Annotated in this window: 14 protein-coding genes, 1 rRNA gene and 1 pseudogene; 14 read left to right on the top strand and 2 right to left on the bottom strand. The window is 50.0% G+C overall.

Going from position 1 to position 16,964, the window contains the following annotated elements:
• From B157_RS39590 to B157_RS0103795, 10 genes and pseudogenes are all read left to right on the top strand, one after another.
• A pseudogene (locus B157_RS39590) lies at positions 1 to 210 on the top strand (IS256 family transposase); the annotation flags it as partial.
• Positions 211 to 724: 514 nt separating this feature from the next.
• Complete coding sequence (hisG, locus tag B157_RS0103835) at positions 725 to 1,585, top strand: ATP phosphoribosyltransferase (protein ID WP_020602059.1); 861 nt, start codon at positions 725 to 727, stop codon at positions 1,583 to 1,585.
• Between the two features lie 100 nt (positions 1,586 to 1,685).
• Positions 1,686 to 2,975: a histidinol dehydrogenase gene (gene hisD, locus B157_RS0103830; protein WP_020602058.1), complete on the top strand. Its 1,290-nt coding sequence runs from the start codon at positions 1,686 to 1,688 to the stop codon at positions 2,973 to 2,975.
• Between the two features lie 275 nt (positions 2,976 to 3,250).
• The gene (locus B157_RS0103825; RefSeq protein WP_020602057.1) at positions 3,251 to 3,748 is read left to right on the top strand and encodes a peptide deformylase; all 498 of its coding nucleotides are present in this window, start codon (positions 3,251 to 3,253) and stop codon (positions 3,746 to 3,748) included.
• Positions 3,749 to 3,803: 55 nt separating this feature from the next.
• Positions 3,804 to 4,235: an antitoxin Xre-like helix-turn-helix domain-containing protein gene (locus B157_RS0103820; protein WP_026308470.1), complete on the top strand. Its 432-nt coding sequence runs from the start codon at positions 3,804 to 3,806 to the stop codon at positions 4,233 to 4,235.
• Positions 4,235 to 4,690, top strand: a complete 456-nt coding sequence (locus B157_RS0103815; protein WP_020602055.1) for an RES family NAD+ phosphorylase — start codon at positions 4,235 to 4,237, stop codon at positions 4,688 to 4,690. The genes B157_RS0103820 and B157_RS0103815 overlap by 1 nt, the downstream gene beginning before the upstream one ends.
• A 21-nt stretch (positions 4,691 to 4,711) precedes the next feature.
• On the top strand, positions 4,712 to 5,869 hold the full coding sequence (hisC, locus tag B157_RS0103810; RefSeq protein ID WP_020602054.1) for a histidinol-phosphate transaminase: 1,158 nt from the start codon (positions 4,712 to 4,714) through the stop codon (positions 5,867 to 5,869).
• A gap of 69 nt (positions 5,870 to 5,938) precedes the next feature.
• A complete protein-coding gene (locus B157_RS0103805) occupies positions 5,939 to 6,469 on the top strand; it encodes a hypothetical protein (RefSeq protein ID WP_020602053.1) in 531 nt (176 codons plus the stop codon).
• 64 nt (positions 6,470 to 6,533) lie between these two features.
• Positions 6,534 to 9,878, top strand: coding sequence for a UvrD-helicase domain-containing protein (locus B157_RS0103800; protein WP_020602052.1), 3,345 nt, complete (start codon positions 6,534 to 6,536; stop codon positions 9,876 to 9,878).
• Between the two features lie 49 nt (positions 9,879 to 9,927).
• Positions 9,928 to 10,794 carry a phosphatase PAP2 family protein gene (locus B157_RS0103795; RefSeq protein WP_020602051.1) on the top strand — a complete coding sequence of 289 codons (867 nt, stop codon included), beginning with the start codon at positions 9,928 to 9,930 and terminating at the stop codon, positions 10,792 to 10,794.
• A 288-nt stretch (positions 10,795 to 11,082) separates the two neighbouring features.
• Here the strand turns inward: B157_RS0103795 and B157_RS0103790 are convergent, their stop codons facing one another.
• On the bottom strand, positions 11,083 to 12,153 hold the full coding sequence (locus B157_RS0103790; RefSeq protein ID WP_020602050.1) for a branched-chain amino acid aminotransferase: 1,071 nt from the start codon (positions 12,151 to 12,153) through the stop codon (positions 11,083 to 11,085).
• Between the two features lie 104 nt (positions 12,154 to 12,257).
• Positions 12,258 to 12,809, bottom strand: a complete 552-nt coding sequence (locus tag B157_RS0103785; protein ID WP_020602049.1) for a cob(I)yrinic acid a,c-diamide adenosyltransferase — start codon at positions 12,807 to 12,809, stop codon at positions 12,258 to 12,260.
• Between the two features lie 179 nt (positions 12,810 to 12,988).
• Between B157_RS0103785 and B157_RS0103780 the strand changes: the two genes are divergently transcribed.
• From B157_RS0103780 to B157_RS0103765, 4 genes are all read left to right on the top strand, one after another.
• Positions 12,989 to 13,498 carry a hypothetical protein gene (locus B157_RS0103780; RefSeq protein ID WP_020602048.1) on the top strand — a complete coding sequence of 170 codons (510 nt, stop codon included), beginning with the start codon at positions 12,989 to 12,991 and terminating at the stop codon, positions 13,496 to 13,498.
• Complete coding sequence (locus tag B157_RS0103775; RefSeq protein WP_020602047.1) at positions 13,491 to 14,705, top strand: S-adenosylmethionine:tRNA ribosyltransferase-isomerase; 1,215 nt, start codon at positions 13,491 to 13,493, stop codon at positions 14,703 to 14,705. Before B157_RS0103780 ends, B157_RS0103775 begins: the two co-directional genes overlap by 8 nt.
• A 111-nt stretch (positions 14,706 to 14,816) precedes the next feature.
• Positions 14,817 to 16,118, top strand: coding sequence for a tyrosine--tRNA ligase (tyrS, locus tag B157_RS0103770; RefSeq protein ID WP_020602046.1), 1,302 nt, complete (start codon positions 14,817 to 14,819; stop codon positions 16,116 to 16,118).
• 574 nt (positions 16,119 to 16,692) lie between these two features.
• Positions 16,693 to 16,964 (top strand): 16S ribosomal RNA (locus B157_RS0103765); the annotation flags it as partial.

Genomic DNA, 16,964 nt, shown 5'->3' with positions numbered 1-16,964 from the left:
AATACCGTCGAAGGCTACCACCGTCAGTTGCGTAAAGTGACTAAAACGAAAGGCGCTTTTAGCTCAGACGTAGCCCTGCAAAAGTTGGTCTATTTGACGATCCAAAACCTACACACCAAGTGGGAGACGACAACCTATAACTGGAAGGAGTTGATTAACCAATTCAGTATTATCTTTGACGAACGCATTCAAGCCCATCGCTTCGACTAAACCCCGCTGACACAGTTCAGCGAGCACATCCGACAATAGATTTTCAGAAAAATGGTACTGTGAACTCAACTGACAGTGGGCCGTTTTCCGGAGGGTGGTGTAATGTCGCCGAGCGATATTCACGTACAGACAATCGCATCTTTTTTGAATTTGGAGAGCCTAAGTGCATTCCGTTCGTGAATCCGACCATCCCTTCATACGCAAAAATCGTTTCGTTGACTCCTCAACTCCTTGTTATGGAGTGGGGAAACTATGCATTAAGATTCGAGCGACCTTAGCGATAGGAATTCTCTTTTTACAGTTACCTTTATGTCATGATTTCCCCACGGGCTACGCATACCTACCTTCGACATCGACGCTCCCATCGCGTCTGCTAAGTCAATGCGGCTACGGATTACCTGATTCTACCGTCGTATTCTGCCCGTTTTCGGTTATTTTTGCCCTTGTTTTCACAAGTTCCTATTTGGTAAGGATACAATCAATTCATCCTATACCATACATTATACATCTATTAATGTCTTCAGTATTACGTATTGCCCTGCAGAAGTCCGGTCGACTGAGCGAAGATTCGTACCAGCTTTTCAAAGAGTGTGGTATCCGCTTCGATTACGGAACCGGCAAACTCAAATCCGTATCCTCTAATTTTCCCGCCGAATTCCTGTTTCTGCGCGACGACGATATTCCCGGTTACGTGGAAGATGGTGTGGCCGATCTGGGTATCGTTGGCGAGAACGTTGCGGTAGAAACAGGCCGCCCCGTACAAACGATACATAAACTTGGCTTCTCCAAATGCCGCCTGTCTATTGCCATTCCGCGGGGTAACGAGTGGACGGGAGTCGAAAGCCTGAATGGGAAAAATATTGCCACATCCTACCCAAATCTACTGGGTAATTACCTGGCCGGGCAGGGGGTTCAGGCCAACATTCACGAAATTAGTGGCTCGGTGGAGATTGCTCCCAGCATTGGGCTGGCCGAGGCCGTGTGTGACATCGTTAGCTCGGGTAGCACGCTGATGAGCAATGGATTACAGGAAGTAGAAACGATCTTTCGTTCCGAAGCCATCCTCATTGCTCCTTCAGAACTGGCCCCGGATAAGCAGGTATTGGTAGACAAACTGCTGTTCCGAATCAAATCGGTGCAGGCCGCCAAGAACAATAAATACATTGTGCTCAACGCTCCTAACCATGCCCTGGATAAGATTGTGGCGTTGCTGCCCGGCATGAAAAGCCCCACGGTTACGCCACTGGCAACCGAAGGCTGGAGTTCGGTATACTCGGTATTGAACGAGAATGAGTTTTGGGAAAACATTGAAGCCATCCGGGCCGCTGGTGCGGAAGGTATTCTGGTTATCCCCATTGAAAAAATGATCTATTGACAGTCGATCGTTGATGAGTCAGTCAGTCGGTGAGTGGCTGACGTGATAATAACACAGGCGTCAGCCACTCACCGACTGACTGACTCATCGACTCACTACTATGAATATCATTCCATTTCCTGACCGCGCCGAGTGGCCTGCTTTGCTGGCCCGTCCTGTGCAGTCGACACAGCAAATTGAAGCGGCTGTTGCGCCCATTTTGGCGCAGGTACGCACCGGGGGCGATGCTGCCTTGCTCGAGCTGGCTAAAAAGTTCGATAAAATTGACTTAACCGCCAGCCAATTAGTTGTTGGTGCCGACGAACTGGATGCTGCCGAAGCGCAGCTCAGCCCCGAGCTGAAAGCGGCTATCCGGCAGGCCTACCAGAACATTCGGCTTTTTCACGAACGCCAGAAACAGGCTGTCGAGAAAATTGAAACGATGCCGGGCGTAACCTGCTGGCGCAAAAGCGTCGGTATTGAAAAAGTGGGCCTGTACATTCCCGGTGGTACGGCTCCGCTGTTTAGCACCGTGTTAATGCTGGGTGTTCCGGCGCAACTGGCCGGTTGCCGGGAGGTGGTATTGTGTACGCCCAGTAATAATCCTGCCATCTATTTTGCCGCCCGTCTGGTGGGCGTAACGAGCGTTTTTCGCATTGGGGGTGCCCAGGCCATAGCCGCTATGGCCTACGGAACGGAGTCGGTGTCACAGGTGTACAAACTATTTGGGCCGGGAAACCAGTATGTCACAGCGGCTAAAATGCTGGTGGCCAAAGAAGGGATAGCCATCGATATGCCCGCCGGTCCGAGCGAGGTAGCTGTCTATGCAGATGACTCGGCGATTCCCGCTTTCGTAGCGGCCGATTTGCTCTCGCAGGCGGAACACGGTGCTGATAGTCAGGTATTGCTGGTTTCGACCAGTAAGAAGCTGCTCAACTGCGTCAACCTGACGCTGTCTACTCAACTGGGCCGGTTGCCCCGGTCATCTATGGCGGAAAAAGCACTCGGAAATAGTAAGATGATACTCGTTGATAGTCAGCAGGATGCCATCGATCTGCTGAATGCCTACGCGGCTGAACACCTCATTCTGAGTGTTGAAAACGCCGAAGCAGTAGCGGACAAAATTATCAATGCCGGGTCTATTTTCCTGGGTAACTACACCCCCGAATCGGCGGGTGATTACGCATCGGGAACCAACCACACGTTGCCGACAAACGGATTTGCCCGATCGTATAGTGGCGTGTCACTCGATAGTTTCGTTAAGAAAATTACGGTGCAACATATCACACCTGAAGGCTTACAGCGGCTTGGACCGGTAGTGGAAGCAATGGCGGAAGCCGAATCACTCGAAGCGCATAAGCGGGCTGTCAGTATACGACTGGCGAGTTTGACCGTAGCAAATCCAGCCTGAGGCTTGTATCGATCATTGTTGTACCTGACAAAGAATGGCTGGAAAGTGCTTATCAGATTCTGCTCACAACTCTTACCTGTAGATTTATGAGGAAGTGGGTGTTCATTTTTGTGGCTTTTCCGGTTTGAGGGGTATAATGTAATTAACCCGCAAACGCCTCAGTGATCAACGTTAATCGTACCTATAACCGAGCAACGGTTTCTCTGATTTCTGAAACAGGGTTATACTATAGAGTTTTAGCTTCTGGTCATCCTACCGGCCGACATTATCCGTTCATGAAACACCTCGACGATCTACTTCTTTTAGGTGACCCCCGCCTGTACCAAACCTGCGAACCCGTGCTGGAATCGGAGTTATTACTGGTGCCGGGCTGGGTGGCCGACCTGCACACGGTGATGGAAGAAATTCGGGCGAAGTACCAGTTTGGCCGGGGTATTGCCGCTCCTCAACTCGGTATCATGAAACGGTTCATTTACCTGAACGTCGATAAGCCAATGGTTATCATCAATCCCGAACTGGTAACGGTGAGCGACGAAACGGACGAACTCTGGGACGATTGCATGAGTTTTCCGAATCTGTTGGTACGTGTTCGCCGACATTGCCACCTAACGCTGACCTACCGGGATGAACACTGGCAGCCGCAGACCTGGACCATTACAGACTGGAACCTGTCCGAACTGATTCAGCACGAATACGACCACCTGAATGGTGTACTCTGCACAATGCGGGCCGTGGATGAGCGAGCGTTCCGTTGGCGGCCAACGCCTGATTAAATTGGGCATTACGAAAAATGTCCGTATTTTTGAGGAAATAATTCCAGAAACCTACATGACACCAGCGAAAGTGTATCAGCGGTTGGGCGGCCAACAATACGTTCCGGTTCAGGAAGGCGTACAAACTGGGGCCGATTTAGCCCATCTGGTTAGTCATGGTTTGCCAAAACAAACCATTAAACGCTTGGCCGACTCATTGGGTGTTGATGAAAAAGAAATCATCAGTCTACTGCCTGTAACACCCCGTAACCTACAACGATATAAGGACACCGATACGCTAAGCGAAACCGTTGCTGACCGGCTCGTAACGCTGGCTTCACTTTTTGAATGGGGAGAGCACGTGCTTGGCAAAGACTATTTTAATGCATGGCTTCACACACCAAGTTTGCCGTTGGGCGACAGGCCAATAGCTTTGCTAACATCGAACACGGGCGCTCAGGCCGTGAAGGATGAACTCACCCGGATCGCTTTTGGCGTACTGGCCTGATGGAAGTATTTCGGGTTTCCAAAAAAATATATCAGCAGGATATTGTCGGTACCGGGGCTTATCTGGCTGGAGGGCGATGGAATACGGCTGGAAATTACATGCTCTACACCGCAGCAAGCCGCTCGCTGGCTATTCTAGAAGTGCTTATTCATATTTCCCGTAGCAAACCGGTCGACGATTATTCGGTTATTGCCCTATACATTCCGGACGAATTATTTATTGGCGTTGTTGATCAGGAAGGATTGACCCTTACCTGGAGAAATCAGTATAATCAGACACAGTCGATGGGAGATTTGTGGCTTAGTAGTCAAAAATCAGTCGCATTAAAAGTGCCATCGGCCATCGTAAAAGCTGAGTACAATTTTTTGATCAATCCAAATCACCCGGCGTTTCAATCTGTTAAACTACTTGATTACGAACCGTTGCAGTTCGATGATCGATTCTTTGCCCGTTAACTGTTTTAGCGATACACTTTTATGTTTCAGTTGAATAACATCCTCCGTTCTCACATTCAGTCTCTGACGCCTTACTCCTCCGCCCGGGATGAATACACTGGCAAGGAAGGCGTATTCCTGGACGCCAATGAAAACCCATTTGGTTCGGCGGACCCTAATGGCGCGGATCAATACAACCGCTATCCCGACCCACATCAGTGGGCTATAAAACAGAAACTGGCTCCGATAAAGGGTGTTCGACCTGAACAGATTTTCCTGGGCAACGGCTCCGACGAACCCATCGACTTGCTCGTTCGGGCTACCTGCAAGCCGGGTTTTGATAATATCTTAATCATGCCACCCACCTACGGTATGTACGAAGTATCGGCGGCCGTGAATGACGTACCCGTTGTTAAAGTGCCCCTTACGACTGATTTTCAGGTGGATACGGATGTTGTACTGGCCGCTATCACTGAAGGTACTAAGCTCATCTGGTTATGTTCACCCAACAATCCGTCGGGGAATCTGCTTCAGGCCAGTGCCATTCAGACGATTCTAGAAGCGGCTACGCATTCGCTGGTCATTGTGGACGAAGCCTATATCGACTTTGCGGACACCCCTTCCTGGACGGGAAAACTGGCTGATTATCCAAATCTGGTCGTGCTGCAAACGTTCTCCAAAGCATGGGGGCTGGCAGGCCTGCGACTGGGTATGTGTTTTGCTTCGGTGGAGTTGATTCAGATTCTCAATAAAATAAAACCACCGTACAACATTTCGGCACCTACCCAGGCACTGGCGCTGGAAGCCCTCAACCACGAAGCGGAGAAGAGCGACATGGTGTGTCAGATTCTGGCCGAACGGCAGTATCTGGCAGAAAACCTGCGGACACTACCCGGCGTTCAGGTTGTTCATCCGTCCGATGCCAATTTTCTGCTCGTTCAGTTTGGAAAGGATGGGGATGATATAGCTTCAGATGCGAAAACTGTTTTTGAGCACCTGATTGAACAGCAGGTCATTGTCCGCGACCGGTCGAAGGTGACTTTGTGTGCTGGCTGTCTGCGTATTTCGGTAGGAACCCGCGCAGAGAATGAGCGTCTGCTAACGGTACTCAGACACATCAACAACGCACCGATAACGACTGACTTACCCCTCGGAACGGGCAAAGAGGCTACAAAGCCCGAGCTGGTTTCCAATGCCTGATTTTCCCAGGCTGTGGCGTTTGATTAGCTAAACCAGCGTACTTTGGCGGGAAGAATCTAAATTTGTCCTATGAGAAAACTGTTTCTGATTGCGTCTCTGGCTGTGCTGGCCTGTTTCGAATTCACGACCACGGCTGTTGCCCAGTATAATAACTGGTCAATTGGTTTCCGCCTTGGTGAACCGTCGGGTATTAACGTGCGAAAATACTTTGGTACCAATCACGCGTTCGACCTGAATATTGGCACCTATGGAGGTCTGTACGGGACGAAGCGCAGTTACCGGGTCGGTGAATATAAAAGCGTGGGACTAACCATTCAGGGCCATTATTTATGGCACAAAGCGCTGACCAAAAGCGAAAGTATTCGGGGCTATTACGGCTTTGGTGGCCAGATTAATAATCGCCGGTATTATCCCCCCCGGCTCAATGGCGATTACGAAAATGCCCTGTCCATTGGTGGATCGGCGGTTGCCGGTCTGGAAGTATTTCCGGTGGGTAAACCGTATTCGTTCTTCCTGGAAACCGGCGGGTATGTCGAGTTATTACAGGCACCGTTTTTTCTCAGTCTGAACTCAGGCCTAGGGTTACGGTATAATTTTTAAAAAGCAGTAGGTGTTGGGAGCGATAGCAACTCCTCGCTCCCAACGCCTATTACTAAAAATATCCATGTTCAAAATATACAGTTCTTCGGCGGGGTCGGGTAAAACCTACACGCTCACGAAAGAATACCTGAAACTGGCTCTGGGGCCGGGCAAGGGTAGGAAGGACGATTATTTTCAGCATATTCTGGCCGTTACGTTCACCAATGCAGCGGCCAACGAGATGAAGAACCGGATTCTGGAAAAGCTGTCCGAACTGGCTAACCGGGAAGAAAGTGCCTTGCTGAACGACCTGCTTCTGGAGCTTTACGACGTAACACCCGGGGATGCCCTGTTTGATGCCCGGAAAGCGGAACTGCAGCGTAAAGCCGAATCCGTTTTTAAGACCATCCTGCACCGCTACGCCGATTTCAGCGTAACCACCATCGACTCGTTCACGCAGCGGGTGGTGATGGCGTTCACTGATGAACTTGGATTGCCGTATTCCTTCGAGGTGGAGCTGGAAACCGACGAGGTGCTCGAACTGGCCATCGACAACCTGATTGAGAAAGCCGGTACTGACGAAATGGGAGAGATTACGACCATTTTGAGTGAATACTACAACCACGTGGCCAGCGAAGGGAAAAGCTGGACGCAGCTGCCCGAACTGCTCAAAGAGTTTGGTCGAAACTTAACCTCCGATCAGTTTTATGAGGCTGTCAATGCTGCCCAAGAACTCTCTCCCCAGGATTTGCGCGCTATCCGGTTGCAGTTGATGGAACATAACCGAAGGATCGAAACAACCATCGTTGACCAGGGGAAGCGGGCCTGGAAACTGATTGCCGATGCTGGTCTGGACGAAACAGACTTTAGTTACGGAGCCAGTGGGGTAGGGGGCTACCTGAAAAGTATTGCGCAAGGGAACGCTGCCAAAGAAGCCGGTACACGGGTCTATAACGCCCTGAACAAAGGGGAATGGTATACGAAAAAAACGCCCCTTCCTGTGCAGTCCCTTATCGATAGCATGACTGATGAACTGGGTAACTGCCTGGACCAGATCGAAGTCATCCGGGGGGAGAGCAGTCGCCAGGTTGTGCTGTTTAACTGCCTGTTACCACACCTCCAGAAATTAGCCCTGCTCAAGCAGATACGGCTGGAATTTGACGACCTGCTTCGTAAGGATGGTCGGGTCCATATCTCGGAATTCAACAAAAAAATTCTGGCTATCGTAGCCTCAGAACCGGTGCCGTTTTTGTATGAGCGGTTGGGAACCAAATATAATCACATCCTGATCGACGAGTTTCAGGATACCTCACGGCTACAATTTGCCAACCTGTTACCCCTCATCGAGAACTCCCTGGGTGGCGCTCATTTTAACCTGGCGGTGGGCGATGGCAAGCAGGCGATTTACCGGTTCCGGGGGGGTGATATGGATCAGATTGTGTCCCTGCACAGGCAGGACCTTGAAACGCTGAAAGGAACGCACAGCCCCGGTTCCTGGACGGCTGACCGCATCGATATGCTGGATGGGCACCTGAAACCGGAGTTGCTGGATACCAACTGGCGAAGTGCAGAACCCATCATCCGGTTTAACAACACGTTCTTCGATTTTACCGCCCGGAAGTTTGAAGCCGACCACCCTAAACTGGCCGATGTGTTCGATGCCCAACAGCAGTTTCATCAGAAGACGCAGCCTAAAACAAATGTGGCAGGGCATGTGCAGATCGACTTCGTAGCCAAAGACGAAGAGGCCGACAAAGATCTGACGGCCCGGATGCTCGAAACAACCATTGCTCATCTGAATAAAGCCATCGCCGATGGCTATCGCTACGGTGATGTAGCCATTTTGTGCCGCAAGAAATCCCACGCCCGCATATTAGCCAATGAACTGAATGCGTTGGGGATTCCGCTGGTGTCGGCCGACTCGCTGTCGCTGGAGTTTTCCGACCCGGTCAAATGGCTCGTTACCCTCATGCGGCTGCTCCAGCGGCCCGACCTTCAACTGCTCCGCTATGAACTGCTATACCTGTTTTACCGGGTGGTGAAAGGTGTTTTCCCGGATGAAGCACTGACCTCAAAACTACGGGCTGTGGCGGAGGGCGATGTGCTGGACACCTACCGTCACCTGACGGAAGCAGGCTATCCGCTTAATCCGTACGAACTGGGTCAACTGAATCCCTATGAGTTGGCCGAGCGGCTGACGGCCCAGTTTGGTTTGTTTAATCAGGCTGAACACAACCCGTTTCTGTTCCGGTTTCTCGATGAAGTACTGACATTCAACCAGAAACGAAGTGGTCATCTGAGTGATTTTCTGGTGTATTGGGATGGTGTTCGGGAAAAGATTTCGGTGGAAGGAAGTGCCCGCAACGCCGTTAATATCCAGACGATTCACAAATCGAAGGGACTGGAGTTTCCGGTGGTCATCATTCCCTTTGCCAACTGGCGTGTAGAACCAATTAACGACAGTACCATCTGGCTCGATCTCAGCGATATTCGTACGGATCTGCTCTCGCACGAAAACAGCACGGGGAAACTGACCCGGCTTTTGTCGGCCCCTGCCAATACAACAAGCAGCCTGCGCAAAGCACCAGCCGCTATATCAGTCCAGTACGAAGAGGAACTGACCCGTACCTTCATCGAAAACATGAACCTGCTGTATGTGGCCTTTACCCGCCCATCTGACCGATTATACATCATTGCCAGGGCATCTGAATTCGAAAAACCAGGGAATCAGAAAGACGTCAGCTACTGGCTGCACGCCTTCCTGCGGGATAGTGAGGTGGCTCGAAACTGCGGTTGCGCCTGGGAGAATGGACGCCTGAGTTACGAGATAAGCCTGTGTGCCGACTCGTTCACGCACCGTAAAATGGACGATACGCCGGATGAAATTATCCTGGACGATATAGTGAGTGGCAGCCGGGGGCAGGACCTGCAACTACGCCGACAGGCCGACCGGATGTTCGACGTAGCGACGTTTGAGCGTACCCGCGAACGGGACCGAAAATTGATGGCAGCGCTGAGTTTAATGAAAGGCCCCGGCTGCATCGACCGGGTGTTGCAGCAACTGGTGAGCGAAGGATTGGTGCGAAAGGTGGAATGGGCTGAGCTAAAACAACGACTGCTGTCCATCGTGCAGCACCCGACGCTGTTGCCCCTGTTCGACCCCGCACTTCGGATTGATACCGACCGTAGTATCCTCAGTCGAAAACGTATACACGGTGCCCCTCATCGCGTGGTGCATTACCCGGAAGGAAACATCGTTTTGGTGCAGTACGAGTCGGTTCCATTAGCCGTTCCAGTGTTTCCACCGATGGCTGATGCATCGGACTCGTTAAAGTATTTCAACAACCTGTACCGGGAAATGGGGTATCATGAAGTGGAGGGGTACCTCGTTTACCTCACCGACGAGCCGGACGTGGTTCGGGTGGTGTAAATCTGGAATGAATAATGAGTAATGAACAATGTAAAATGATTGATAAGTGATGAGCAAAAGAGCGGTAAAGGGGTTAAATGCCGGAAAGTGGAACGTGAGAATTTGCTCATTATTCATTATCCATTTTATATTATCCATTCACCCAAATTTCGCCCAGTCGCCTTATGAACTGAAGACGGGTCGGGAACTGACCTGGCTGGGGATTGGGGCTGCTTCGCTGGGCGCGTCGCAGATCGTACAGAAATCCGTCGACCCGCTTACCCCGTCACAGGTAGCTGTGCTCAATCGGGCTGATATCAATTCATTTGACCGGAACGCAGCCTTTCATTATTCGACTTCGGCCGACAAATTGAGTACCGTAACCCTGTTGGGTAATGGCGGTGTTCTGGGTGTACTGACACTCGCCACCAAACCGATGCGACAGGATATAAAGACGGTAGCGGTTATGTATATCGAAACGGCATTGCTGGTGAATGGCGTGGGCGGCATCGTTAAAGGACTGACGCACCGAACCCGTCCGTTTGTGTATGATGTGGATGCTCCATTAGCAGACAAACTGGAACTTGACGCCCGGCAATCGTTTTTTTCGGGCCATTCTGCCAATGCGTTTGCTACGGCGGTTTTCACGGGGGAAGTGTTCCGGCACTATTTCCCGCAATCAAAACTAAAGCCCTTCGTTTGGGTCGGTTCGCTGGGGCTGGCCACGGCTACGGCGGTGCTGCGCTACGAAGCCGGGAAGCATTACCCTACGGATTTGCTGGCAGGAGCCGCGTTCGGCTCGCTGGTGGGTTGGGGGATACCGAAACTGCACGAAGTGAAAAACAGGACGGAGTTGGGCCGTCGGCTGGATGTACAACCCTGGAGTACCGGGCAGGCCAATGGAATCTACCTGCGACTGGTCGTGTTTTCACGTTAACTTTGGCGGCTGTTCCGTCCGTATTATCTGAGTAATTACCAAGATTACCGATCATATCAAGGCCGTAAATGGCAAAGCTATTTTCTCCATCGAAGTAATTCCACCCATAAGGTGCACCGGTACTGCACTTTTACACAATGGGTAAAGCCGACAACGTTATGAAAATTGCCCGCGAGTTGTTTTAGGGGCAATGCCGCGAAGCGCAAGAAAAAAGTAGCCTGAGCGCTACAATCGAAATTCCCGGCTCAAAAGTCGGGGATTTCGATTGTAGCAACTATTGATGTAATGCTATACGGTGTACATCCAGCCAAACTCATCGGCAATCTTACCAGTACGCAAGTCGCTCAAATAATGCCTGACCCGAACCGCAACCGACTCTTCAGGGGCAAATTCAGGCAGCATATAATCTTTTCCCTCATACCCGATGAGCGAGTAGGGCGATGAGCCAACCGCCGTTCCGGCACCGAAGGCTTCGGTTACCCGACCTGTTTCTATACCATTTATAATTTCTTCGATAGAAACCTTCCGCTCTTCAACCTCCATCCCCCAACTGCGGGCAACTGTTAAGATTGAATCACGGGTAACGCCTTTCAGTATGGAGTCGGACGTGGCAGGAGTTACTAATTTACCGTCAATAACGAACAGAATGTTCATTGTCCCCGACTCTTCTATGTATTTATGTTCGATGGCATCCGTCCAGATGAGCTGGTCGTAGCCCTGTTGTTGCGCCAATAGCGTAGGGTAGAGGGAGCCTCCGTAATTGCCCGCACATTTAGCGTATCCTACCCCTCCCGGAGCTGAGCGGATATACTCGGTTTCTACTTTCAGTTTAGGCGGGTTGGTATAATAGGCACCGACCGGGCAGGTGAAAATACAAAACCGGTATGTCTTGGAGGGAGCCACACCCAGGAATGTATCTGTAGCGAACATATAAGGGCGAATGTACAGGGAACTATCGGGTGTACTGGGCACCCAGTCGGCATCCACGCGCAGCAGCGCATCCAGCCCACCCATAAATACCTCTTCCGGCAACGTAGCCATGCACATACGGCGCGCTGACTCGTTCATCCGCTCAAAGTTAGCCTGCGGGCGAAACAGCAATACCTCACCCGCTTCATTTTTGTAAGCTTTCATGCCTTCAAAAATAGACTGGCCGTAGTGTAGTGACGATAGGGCAGGGCTGAAGGTAAAGTCTTGGAACGGCATAACCATCTGATTCTGCCATTCGCCATCTACGAAATCGGCCACAAACATGTGGTCTGAGAAATGTTTTCCGAAAGGCAGATGATTAAAATCCACCTCCTGAAGGCGGGAGCGTTCCGCTTTCCGCAGTTCAATTTGCAATGCGTCCGTCGTCATAACAGCTTATAATTTAATGAGTCAGCCCGTGGAATAACAGGCTGGGACAAAGCTAAAAAATAAGAATGAGTAAGTTTAGTTGTCTTGACAACTTTTTTTCGAGATTATACTCTTGGCTCCCAGATTACCTCCTCAGCCGTTAGTTCCTGCGCCATCATTCTGCTGAGTACAAACAGGTAGTCGGAAAGCCGGTTAAGGTACTGGATTACCAGTTCATCTACGGGCGCCTGGTTATTCAACGAAATAACCAGGCGCTCGGCCCGTCGACAAACCGTTCGGGCCAGGTGACAGAAGGATACGGATTGATGGCCACCAGGCAACACAAAGGCCTGAAGTTCAGGTAAGGCAGCGTCCATTGTATCCATTGCCTGTTCGAGCAGGAATACATCTTCCGGCTTAATCGCAGGGAGTGCTCTTTTTATCGTTTTTCCGGGGTCGGTGGCTAATTCAGACCCAATCGTAAAGAGCCGGTCCTGAATTTCTTTCAGCAAGTTTCTGCGTCCCGCATTCACCGGCTGGTCGCGTACCAGGCCAACCCAGGCATTCAGTTCATCGACCGTTCCATACGTATCAATGCGTAGATCGGCCTTGCTGACTCTCCTTCCGCCGATGAGTGCCGTTTGCCCTTTATCCCCCGTTTTTGTGTAAATCTTCATCGTGTTTTAAAACCAAAATGCTCAACAATTGGCTAAGCTAACGGATTTCTATCAATCGGGCCGTACCTTTGCGCCCTGATTTAAAAATCAGAAAGTAATTCTTACAAAGTGAAACTGACTCCCCGGCGAGAACAACCCTGCGCTGGTCTCTCGGGGGCACTTATTCGCTTATCGCATTAATGAAAACAGGTACTTTTTTTGTCCGCGTATGGCGCATCATATCAATTCTCGGATTTTTATTATCGCTCTTTAGTAGTTATATCTCCTATCCAGAATCGGTAGCGGTTCGGTTCGATGAAGTGAATCGTCCGACACAAACAATTAGTCGTGAACTGATATTCTATCTGGCAACGGCTATTTTTATCATTAATAATACGCTGCTGAGAGCGGTTGCAAAACTGTTCGTGCGTGTTCCAGTGGATAGCCTCCCTTCGTTCGTTCAGGAACGTTGGGTTGCGCATCGTTCGGAATTAAACGAGATTATTGCTAATTGGTTTAGCGCACTTGCATCCGCCGTGAATACTGTGCTGGCGCTTGGGCTATTTGTACTGTCATCACTCAATCGGGGTGACCGGAGTATGCAGCCATACGATTACGCCTGGTTACTGCCCGTTACGACAGCTATTTTTATTGCTGTCCTGGTTTCTCTACCCATTCGTTTGCTTCAGAAACCCAGTGAAGATGCATAGAACAGACGAATTATTACTGAGTGAGTTTCAGTATAATCTGCCCGACGAACGGATTGCCCGATACCCATTGGCTCAGCGGGATGCCTCAAAACTGCTTATCTATCAGAACGGATTGATTCGTCATGAGCAGTTTCGGAGCCTCTCTGATTTTCTTGATCCAGCCAGTTTTCTGGTATTTAATAATACGAAGGTTATTCCGGCGAGGTTGCATTTTACTAAATCGACCGGAGCCGTAATTGAACTGTTTCTATTGAATCCCTTTCCAAATGACCTGCCTGTGAGCCAGGCAATGGAATCCACTGGTTCGGCCATCTGGCAGGGAATGATTGGTAATCGTAAACGGTGGAAACCCGGAGAGGTGTTGCAGGTGGCATTATCAATGGCCAGGGGGGAGGTTTTACTCTCGGCTACCTGGTATGATTATGACAAATCAGTCGTTCAATTAAGCTGGCAACCGGCCGACCTGACGTTTGCGCAGCTAATTCAGTATGCCGGTGAAATCCCGTTGCCGCCCTATCTCAAACGGGATGCGACCGATGCCGACAAGGAAAGTTACCAGACTGTTTATTCAACCCAGGAGGGCGCTGTAGCTGCGCCTACTGCCGGTTTGCATTTTACCCCTGCCGTATTCGATACACTGGACAAGCGCGGCATAGCGTACGACTATCTAACGTTGCACGTAGGGGCCGGTACGTTTCAACCCATAAAGGCAAGCGATGTTCGGCAGCATGAGATGCACACTGAGCAGGTCGTTTATACACAGACGAACCTGCAAAACCTGCTCAATCACCTGGATAGGCTTATACCAGTGGGAACAACATCCATGCGGGCACTGGAGAGCCTGTATTGGATAGGCGTTAAACTGATATATAAGGAAGCCGATCCGTTTTATTTGAACCAGCATTACGCTTATCAATGTCCGCTGGATAGGCAGCCAGCGGTTAAGGAGTCGATAACGGCTGTTTGGGATTACTTGCTGGCTACTAAAAAAGATTCGCTGGTAGTAAGCACAGGTATTTACATCACGCCCGGTTATCAATTTAAGCTGTGTAAAGGTATTGTTACTAACTTTCATCAACCCGGTTCAACGCTGATTCTGTTGATTGCTGCTTTACTGGGCGATGACTGGAAACGGGTTTACGCAGAAGCTCTGGACCATAATTATCGTTTTCTGAGTTACGGCGACTCATCACTGCTTTTGCCATAAACCACTAATTTTGCAACTTCTAAAGTGAGCTAAATCGGACCGCCGAAGCGGAGTGTAGCCAATCGGATTTACACTCCGCTTCGGCGGCCCGATTTAGCTCCTTCACTACGTATGAATTTTATTGAAGAACTCCGCTGGCGTGGTATGTTGAATGACATGACCCCCGGCACCGAAGAGCAACTACAGAAAGAAATGACAGCAGGCTACATTGGGTTTGACCCAACAGCAGCGTCGCTTCATATAGGTAACCTGGCCACTATCATGTTGCTGGTTCACCTACAGCGGGCAGGTCATAAACCGTTTGCGTTAGTAGGGGGAGCCACCGGAATGATTGGTGATCCATCCGGTAAAGCTGCCGAACGGGAATTTCTGTCTGAAGAAACACTCCGACGCAACCAGGAGGGGATTCGCCAGCAATTAAGCCGGTTTCTCGATTTCAGCCGTGGTGACAACTCCGCCGAAATGGTCAACAACTACGACTGGTTCAAGGAAATCTCATTCCTGGGCTTTCTCCGTGAAGCGGGTAAGCACATTACCGTCAATTATATGATGGCGAAGGATTCAGTAAAAAAGCGGCTTGAAACCGGGATTTCATTCACTGAATTCTCGTACCAATTATTACAGGGCTACGATTTTTACTGGCTTTACAAGAATAAAGGTGTTCGCCTACAAATGGGAGGGTCCGATCAATGGGGAAATATCACGACGGGTACCGAACTAATACGGCGAAAGGAAGCCGGTGAGAGTGCCAGTCAGGAAGACCATCTGGCGTTCGCCCTCACAACCCCCCTCGTTACCAAAGCAGATGGCACCAAGTTTGGTAAATCGGAAACTGGTAACGTCTGGCTCGACCCAACTATGACGTCGCCCTACCAATTTTATCAATTCTGGCTCAATGCGACCGATGTCGATTGTCCCCGCCTGATTCGGGTCTTTACACTACTGCCCCGCGAAGAGATCGAAGAACTGGAGAGTCAGCATGCAGAAGCACCCCACCTGCGTATTTTACAGAAAGCCATTGCCAGAGAAGTGACCACCCGCGTTCATACACAGGCGGGCTACGAGCTAGCCGTTAAGGCATCCGAAGTACTATTTGGCAAAGCAACGTTGGAAACCCTGCGGTCCATTCAGGCCGATGAGTTTGATATTATTTTCGAAGGTGTACCGCAAACGGAGATTTCCCGGGAGGAATTAGCCAATAGTAAAGATATAACGGACCTCCTTTCGGTGGCCAGTAGGGGAGAAGTGTATGCATCTAAGGGAGAAGCTCGTCGGGCAATTACCCAAAATGCAGTCAGCATTAACAAGATAAAAGTGGCTGATCCAGCTTCTTCAGCGGATCTGGAATGGCTTCAGGAGAGGTATGTGCTCGTATCGAAAGGAAAGAAGAACCATCTGCTGAAAAAAGTTTAGTTTTTTTTGTTGTGGTAAGTGGCTGACAACAGGCCACTTACCAAATAATCTTTGGCGGGGTAAAAACTATTTTCCGGTCGGGGCTTGACAAAGGGTGCTGGACTGGCTACCTTTGCACTCCCAAATCGAAAGAAACGGGGCACGATAGATGAGCAACAGCTTGACTATCAACGAGTTGAGAGTAACTCGCTGAGGATCAGTACCAAAAATAAATCTTCAGCTTTACTTGACATTCGAAAAACAAAGCGTACCTTTGCAATCCCAAATCGAATGAAGCGGGGCTGATAACCAAACAACAGTTTGACTGTCAATCACTTAGGTGACAAAATCTGAAAAACAACACTAAAAATAAATTTCAGATTTTACTTGACAAACGGGAAACAAAGCGTACCTTTGCACTCCCAAACACAAAGAGAACAACGAAACAACGGTTTCCTTTTCTCACTTCGTTTCGGCCAATGGGCCAGACGAAAAGTTCTTTGACAAACGGACAGCACAACAAAAAACGCGACTTTGTGATTTCGATCACCGGTTGAACAACATAGTAGCTGGTTTACTAGCTACACAATTATTTACGATGGAGAGTTTGATCCTGGCTCAGGATGAACGCTAGCGGCAGGCCTAATACATGCAAGTCGAACGGAGCAGCAATGCTTAGTGGCAAACGGGTGCGTAACGCGTAAGCAACCTGCCTTCTACTGGGGGATAGCCCGGCGAAAGCTGGGGTAAACCCGCACGGTCCAGAGGAATCACCTGATTATTCTGGTAAACATTTATGGGTAGAAGAGGGGCTTGCGTCTGATTAGCTAGTTGGGGGGGTAACGGCCCACCAAGGCGATGATCAGT

The organism is Spirosoma spitsbergense DSM 19989, assembly GCF_000374085.1.
Taxonomy (GTDB): Bacteria; Bacteroidota; Bacteroidia; order Cytophagales; family Spirosomataceae; genus Spirosoma; species Spirosoma spitsbergense.
Note: the sequence above shows the minus strand (reverse complement) of the source record. Positions and strands in the feature narration are given on the sequence as shown.